This window comes from Candidatus Rickettsia mendelii (assembly GCF_057543435.1).
Window position 1 is genome coordinate 1 of the sequence record NZ_BTGX01000001.1, and the last position, 7935, is coordinate 7935.

Sequence of the window (7935 nt, forward strand, 5' to 3'; positions counted from 1 at the left end):
TAGCTTTCAAAGCTTGATTTAAGAAACTCTTAGCCGCATTAGTATTACTTATTAGAGTAGTACAAGCAGAAGTAAATAAAATTGATAGCATCTCCATTCTTATCTAAAATTCTATATAGATATTCTTACTTACCTCTTAACTTTAAACATATGTTTTATCAATCCTCCAACTAAATTCTAAATTTAGGTTTCCAGTACCATCTAAGCCTATCTAAGATCTTCAAAGCATGATATTGAACCCATATAATATTCTTATACTTTAACACTCTGTTAATAATCTCTTCTTATTCTCTATAAATGATACCATGTTTATAATACCACCCCACTACCCATATGATTTATTGTACTTACAAATGACAGCGCTTGAAATACTTAAAATAATTTCTCTATATATGCAACAAGACCCTATATAACTCATCCTGCAATTATTAGGAAAAATATTTATCATCACTGTTAGAATCATTAGATTTTTCAAATGAATAGAAACTTTAAGTACTTCTGAATATTTGTTCTGCTTACTACTGGCTATAAAATCTTTAAAGATTAATGTTTAAAATAATTTTCAAAAGTAAAGTTCACTGTCATAAAAATAGTACCCTCGAAATAGCAATACCTACGTAAGTCCAGCTAATAAGCTGAGAAATCTGCCAATAAAACATTTTTCATCAATAGCAATAATTATTCTTATAACATCATTAAATACATATTTCTCAATTATTGCTAAAATAAAAGGATATAAAAATATGCTTAGCATTATCGAAGTAATAAAACCTAATGTTCTAGTTGCAAATCCAATTATGCCTTAATATAAGCCAAAAAATAAGAAAATATCAAAAAATTTGATCATTATTGTTAACTTCTATTGAATAATTGGGCTTTAATCTTATATAATTAATAATTTAATTATAATAAAGTTTTATTATGAGTGATAAAATTTTTTATAACCTATCCGGTAAGACACTAGTTGCTACACCACATGTGATTACAAAAGGTATTTACCATAAATCCTTAATTTATATGCTGTCACATACAGATGAAGGAGCTATAGGATTAATATTTAATCGTTTAGTAAATCACATAGATTTAAAATCATTTTTTAAAATAAAAAATGATGAAATAACTAATCCTGTTATGATTCCTATATATCTTGGCGGGCCTATAGAACATGAAAAGGCCTTTTTCCTTCATTCTACTGATTATAATAAAAACTTATTACTAGATTTTCAAAATGATTTAGCAGTAAGTTCTAACATAGAAATTTCAGAAGATATAGCCTTTGGCAAGGGTCCTAAAAATAGCTTATTCATTGTAGGTTACACAGCATGGAAAGCAGGACAACTTGAAAAAGAAGTAGAAGAAAATCTATGGCTAGTTATGGATTGTGATAAAGAATTTATTTTTGCTGATAATCCAGAAAATAAATGGCATAATGCATTAAAGCATTTAGGTATTGATGAAGTACATTTTTTATCACAAATAGGAAATGCTTAGATTTTATTATTAATCAGCATCTTTAGTAAACCAAAGCAAGAATACTTTAAAAATTTCCTATGATTGATAATTAAATATACAAAATTAGAGTGTTGTAATTTATATTTATTTGTTTTTATATCAAGTATTCTTACTGTATAGAAAGATTTAAATCGACTAGTACTGTTTTAATATCTTCTATACAAACTTACTCTTATTTCCTATTTCTGATAGTGCTACAAGCTATACTATAGTTACTCCATAAGCTTACCATGTATATAAAAATCATAAGCTGTTTGATAAAAGCTGATAGCTTCTTCTGTTAAATGCGGTAGACTTAATATCTCTTCCTTTTTTTCACCTAATAATTTATAAGTTTTTGATGGTAATTTAGGACTTAAAATTACTAGCTGTTTATCTTTTAAAAAACCAAGTAATTGATATGTACTTATAAAAGCTCTATTTGCTGGATTATAAAGTATGTCTTGTCCCCATAATTTACTTTTATACTCAAATCCTAGTATACCACAAATCGTTGGTGCTATATCTATTTGGCTTGCTAGATTATTGATTTTTTGTGGTTTTAATATTTGCGGTGCATAAATAATTAAAGGTATATGATATTTTTCTATAGGTAAGTCTGTTTTACCTGCACTAGAAGCACAATGATCAGCAGTAATTACAAAAATAGTATTTTTAAACCATTCTTTTGTTTTTGTGGTTTCTAGGAATTTATTTATTGCGTAATCTGTATATTTAACTGCTGCATTACGCCCGCTACCGGAGGGTAAATCAATTCTATTTCCAGGAAAAGTATAAGGACGATGGTTTGAAGTAGTCATAATTAATGAGAAAAATGGTTTTCCTTGCTTATAGTCTTCATCAGCTTGCTGGATTGCTTTATTTAATATATCCTCGTCTGCTACCCCCCATATATTTGCAAAGCTTATTTCATGAGCCTTAAGGTTACTGCGGTCAATTATATTATAATTATTACCGCTAAAATAATTACGTAAATTATCAAAATAGCTATAACCACCAAAAATAAAATTAATATTATATCCTTGATTTCTAAAGATACTGCCAATATTAAACAAATTTTGATTGTTAGGTCTGCGCACTATTGACGAACCAGGCGTCGGAGGAATCGATAAAGTTATTGCTTCAAGACCTCGTACGGTTCTTGTACCTGTTGCATAAATATTTGTAAAAACCATACTTTTGTCTACTAACTCATCTAAATAGGGTGTAATATTATCATTATTACCAAAGCTTTTCATGAACTTGGCGCTTAAGCTCTCTACCATAATAAAAATTACATTATATTTGTGAAGATTTAAATTTTTAGAAGTAATAATTCGCTCTATAGAATCATTGCTTACGAATTTATCTTTATTATTGTGCAAACTATTACGTACTATGTTCAAAGCACGCTTACTATCAATAGTAGGATAAAAACTATTATAATTTAAACTATTATTAAAATAAGCAGAAAACAGCTCGTAAGGACCGTTTTTACTTAATTCTGCTGCATATCTATTAGAATAGAAATTTAGTTTTTCAGAATCATAAAATTTAAAAGCAAAAGAACTAACTAAAGCTAGGATAATTGCTATAATAAAACAAGATTTACGACTTATATTATAAGCAGACTTAATAAGAGCTTTTCGAAAAATACAGGTAACGACAACACTACTAATTAAAATACCGCTAATTATTTCTATATATGGCATAGATTCTTTAACTGTACCTATAATCTCATGTGTATATATTAAATAATCAACAGCAATAAAATTAAATCTAGTACCAAATTCATCCCAAAAAGCAATCTCAGCAATTGTAAGAAAAATTAGGGATATAATAAACCCACAAAAAAATAAATAGGAAAATAGAGTATAGATGAGCTTACACCTCGATAATACTAAATTGCTTAACAATACTAAAATAAGTATTATAGGTAAAAAATAAATTGTAGAAATCAGATCATTAATTAAGCCGAATATAAATATTAAAGGTAACTTAACAAATGAAATTTGCTGATAAAATAATGCATATATGCATAAAACTATTCTAGTGATTGTTTGAAATATTAAATAAGTTTGAGTAGTTAATGATTGCATTGATTTTTTATTTAAATTATTGGTTATATGATGTAGAAATTTATTCTTTTCATACCATAATCATGTCAGTTTTATTGCATGCTTAGGGAAACTTATTGTAATTCAGTAGTTTAATCATAGAATTTCTAAGAAGATATACTAGGTTATATTTCTAGATACTGTACCGTAGTCGAATCCACAATAGGACACTGTGGCTATTTTTAAGCTATGTAGACAACAGTTACAAGCTCACAATATGGCATTCTTCTATCTCTCAGGCAATAATATTTCTCTTTTACCGCTATGATTTGGTCGTGACACTATCCCATCCTTTTCCATTCTCTCAACTAGATTAGCAGCTTTGTTATAACCAATTCTAAGCGATCTTTGAATATAGCTAATAGAAGATTTTCTCTCGTCACGCACTATTTGCACTGCTTTTTTATACAGTACTTCATCTGATGTACCGTCTCCAATATCAATATTATTATTGTCTTCTTCAGGTTGCTCAGTTATAGCAGATATATATTTTGGAACACCTATCATTTTTAGATATTTCGTAATTTGTTCAATCTCAGCTTCATTAACAAAAGGTCCATGTACTCTAGTTATCTTTGAAGTATTACCCATAAATAGCATGTCTCCCATACCAAGTAATTGCTCAGAACCTTGTTCACCTAAAATGGTTCGGCTATCAATTTTAGAGGTAACTTTAAAGCTAATACGACTTGGGAAGTTGGCTTTAATTACACCAGTAATAACATCTACTGAAGGCCTTTGTGTTGCCATAATAATATGAATACCTGCAGCTCTTGCCATTTGTGCAAGTCTTTGAATCAGCATTTCAATATCTTTACCAGCAACTAGCATTAAATCAGCCATCTCGTCAACAATTACTACGATATAAGGTAATTTTTCCATATTCATTGGGACTGTTTCATAAATAGGTTTACCGGTTTCAGAGTCAAAACCGGTTTGAATAGAACGCTCAATTACTCTGCCTTCTTTAACTGCTTCTAAAATTTTTGTATTATAACCTGCTATATTTTTAACTCCAATATTACTCATCATTCTATAGCGATTTTCCATTTCCTTAACTGCCCATTTAAGTGCTACTACCGCTTTTGAAGGTTCAGTTACGACTGGAGTTAATAAATGTGGGATTCCATCATAAGCTGATAATTCAAGCATCTTTGGATCAATCATGATAAAGCGACACTCTTCATAAGAATAACGATACAATAATGATACTATCATAACGTTAATTCCAACCGACTTGCCAGAGCCAGTTGTTCCTGCTACTAGCAAGTGAGGCATTTTAGCAAGATCAGCAATCAACGGCTTACCTGCTAAATCTTTGCCTAGAACTAATGGTAATATAATCGATTTATCCTGATATTCCGGTGTTTCTATCAATTCTTTTAAGCAAAAGAATTCACGTTGTTTATTAGGCAGTTCAATGCCAAGTACGTTTTTGCCTGGTACCACTGCTATCCTAGTTGATAAAGCAGACAGCGAACGTGCTATATCGTCAGATAAACCTACTACTCTTGAAGTTTTAGTGCCTGCTGCTGGCTCAAACTCATATAATGTTACAACAGGGCCTTGATTGATATTAATCATTTCTCCCTTAACTCCAAAATCATTAAGCACAGTTAATAATTCTTCAGCTTTTTGTTTAAGCTCAGAAAAAGAAGCACCTTTTATATGATTATTTTCAGGATTACGTAATAGTGAAATAGGTGGTAGAACTAATAAATTATTTTGCTGCTGCTTAGGAACAAAGATATTTTTGTTAAAGAATTTTATAGGATTTGCAGGCTGCGGTTTAGCTATAGTCAGTTTACTTTCTTCGATAAAGTTTATTTTTTCATTTACAAGTGTAGAATAAGAAGAAGTTATATTTATTTGATCATTATTTTTAGCCAAGGAAAATTTAGTAAACGATAAATATGAAGATATATAACATAATAAATTTTGTATTTGATATACTAAAAGTTTGTATAACTTGACAGTAAAATTACTTAAGGAAGTAAATTTAATTTCAAGCAAAATAACTAGTATAATAAGAGTAAAAAATACTAGTACGAGGTAAAGCTGATTTGTAAACTGCTCAAGAAAATTAAAGACGATTATCCCAACAGCTCCACCCGCACTTGTCGGTATAAATTCGAGATCTAGTTTAGATAACAATGTTGCACTACTTAAGAGGGTGAGCAACATTACAAATATACGAACAAATGACTTCCTATATCTTCCATACCAACAATTTCTTCCCCAAATAAAACAAGAAATTGGTATAATAAAAGCAGCCAATCCAAAAAATTGATATAAAAAATCTGATAAGTAAGCCCCCCAAATTCCAACTAAATTACTAGGATATTGTTTAGTTACTGAATTAAAAGAAGGATCATCACTGTTATATGATATAAGGGCAGAAATAATATAAAAACCAATCATCCCTAAAATGATAGCTTTTACTTTATTATTTGTAAAAATTTTATTTAAGTAATATAGCATTCAGTAATCTATAATAGCAAAAAATCACAGGTTACCATAATATACTCTTTGAGAGTATATTAGACAAGCGAATTTAATAATCAACTACAAACTAAATAATAATAGTATATCCTTAGGAAAGGATGAATTAATTTAACTTTCTTAAATTTTTTCTTTATACTTAAATTAAAGTAACTACAGAATTTTTACAAAATAGCTAGTCTGTTTTGTTACTTCCTTTTTAATTTGTTCTTTCATTCTATGGTCTTTAATTAAGAAATTTTTAATTTTATAAGTGTATATAAAACTTTAGATTTGTTATAATTAAACATATTGTTATTTAGTAAGGATGCAAATACCTTAAAATCAACTAATTAAAAGTTAATAAATATAACTAAATCAATACACATACAAAATTAATAGTATTCTTACTTATTGTATAAATAATAACACAATTTAAACTGGCAATATACTAAAATAGTTACACAAAATATAATATCAGATAATTTTCGATAATAAGGTAGCCAATAATTTGCCTCCTAGAGATATAAAGGAAGATGAGTTTTTTAAAATTATGATAACATATGAAAGAGACAAAGAAAACCTAGAATTAACAAAGCTTTAGAAATAGAAAAAAAAAGAGATTTACTAAATATTATAATGCATGGGTGTAACTTAAATGATAGTAAGTAATTATAATAATTTATTAAAATATCATTAGTTCAGTTAACTATTAATGATATTAATTCTTATATTTTAGCAAGAATTAATACATGTTGGCCGCAATATAGAGGCAATTCTTAATCAGTGTGCGATTGATTAGATTACTCTAAAAAGATAACAGTTTTATATATTATTAAAAATAAAACGAAACTAATCAATCCAATTTGTCTATAACTAATCAATTTTTATAATAATAGTCAAATAGATTATAAAAATTTTAGTATAGTAGAACAAGGCTATGTATAGCTTTATACAAATAGTAATTCAATCTTTAATTGATAGAAATTTATATAAACAGTATTTAGACAATCAAAAAAAAAGATAATTATCATTCCTTTACTTCAAAAGTTTATAAAAAAGTAATTAAAACTACTAATAGTATGCAAGTTACTATCAGAGCAGAAGAAAAATTCTTATTATTTTATCTCATAATGTGGTTTATCCAAAATATATTGGATAAAGATTATCAGTATTATGATACTCATGAGTAATTTCTATCAGCAAAAAGCAAAAATCAACTAATATATAGTAAAGAATTAAGCAAATTAGTAGTAGTAGTTGGTGAAGTTAATTCTTTAATTTAATTATTAATATTTAAGACATTTATAGAAATAAGCACCAAATTTAGTTGAACTTTTAAAGGAAGATATAAACTATATTAATATAATATTTTCTTTTTCTAACACATCATCATTGAGTATCATTATTATACTAATCAGTTCTTTCAATTACCTATAAATACGAATTTAGGATAAGTGAGTGAGGAGAGAAGAGAAGCAATAAGAGATTTCAAAGAGAGTGTTAGTTACATAGTATTTTGATTTTAAAATATGCACTCAACAATGAAGAAATATACATCTAAAGTAGATTAGATATACTTGATACTTTTTGCAAAGTATATGTAAAGAATGAAAGCAACAAAATTAGTACTAACATATAGAAAACCTCAGAAAAAAAGAAACTAAAAGTTTTGCAAGTTACCAACTATAGTAGTATATTTTTATTTATCACCATAATTAAAGATCTTAAGGTCACCATTTATATCATTTATCATACAAATATAAACGTTATTTTAGATTGCTAAGTTACAGATAAAGAATCTAGATATGGCTAAGATTAGTTCTACCGCTTGTTATGATGTCGC

At 27.6% G+C, this 7935-nt stretch carries 3 protein-coding genes and 1 pseudogene; 1 reads left to right on the forward strand and 3 read right to left on the reverse strand.

The genetic code is table 11. The features are described 5' to 3' along the window. Positions 1 to 427: 427 nt before the first annotated feature. Positions 428 to 799, reverse strand: a pseudogene (locus AC27F4_RS00005) (CvpA family protein); the annotation flags it as partial. A 122-nt stretch (positions 800 to 921) separates the two neighbouring features. Here AC27F4_RS00005 and AC27F4_RS00010 point away from each other — a divergent pair. Continuing rightward, positions 922 to 1491, forward strand: a complete 570-nt coding sequence (locus AC27F4_RS00010) for a YqgE/AlgH family protein (RefSeq protein WP_487060872.1) — start codon at positions 922 to 924, stop codon at positions 1489 to 1491. Positions 1492 to 1724: 233 nt separating this feature from the next. Here the strand turns inward: AC27F4_RS00010 and AC27F4_RS00015 are convergent, their stop codons facing one another. Together AC27F4_RS00015 and AC27F4_RS00020 are read right to left on the reverse strand one after the other, a co-directional pair. Beyond that, positions 1725 to 3590, reverse strand: a complete 1866-nt coding sequence (locus tag AC27F4_RS00015) for an LTA synthase family protein (RefSeq protein ID WP_487060874.1) — start codon at positions 3588 to 3590, stop codon at positions 1725 to 1727. 246 nt (positions 3591 to 3836) lie between these two features. Beyond that, positions 3837 to 6089, reverse strand: a complete 2253-nt coding sequence (locus tag AC27F4_RS00020) for a DNA translocase FtsK (protein ID WP_487060876.1) — start codon at positions 6087 to 6089, stop codon at positions 3837 to 3839. Positions 6090 to 7935: the final 1846 nt, after the last annotated feature.

What these genes read in the sequence shown, in the direction of transcription:
- AC27F4_RS00010 (WP_487060872.1), top strand. Translation starts at nt 922, where the DNA reads ATGAGTGATAAAATTTTTTATAACCTATCCGGTAAGACACTAGTTGCT.
- AC27F4_RS00015 (WP_487060874.1), bottom strand. Translation starts at nt 3,590, where the DNA reads ATGCAATCATTAACTACTCAAACTTATTTAATATTTCAAACAATCACT.
- AC27F4_RS00020 (WP_487060876.1), bottom strand. Translation starts at nt 6,089, where the DNA reads ATGCTATATTACTTAAATAAAATTTTTACAAATAATAAAGTAAAAGCT.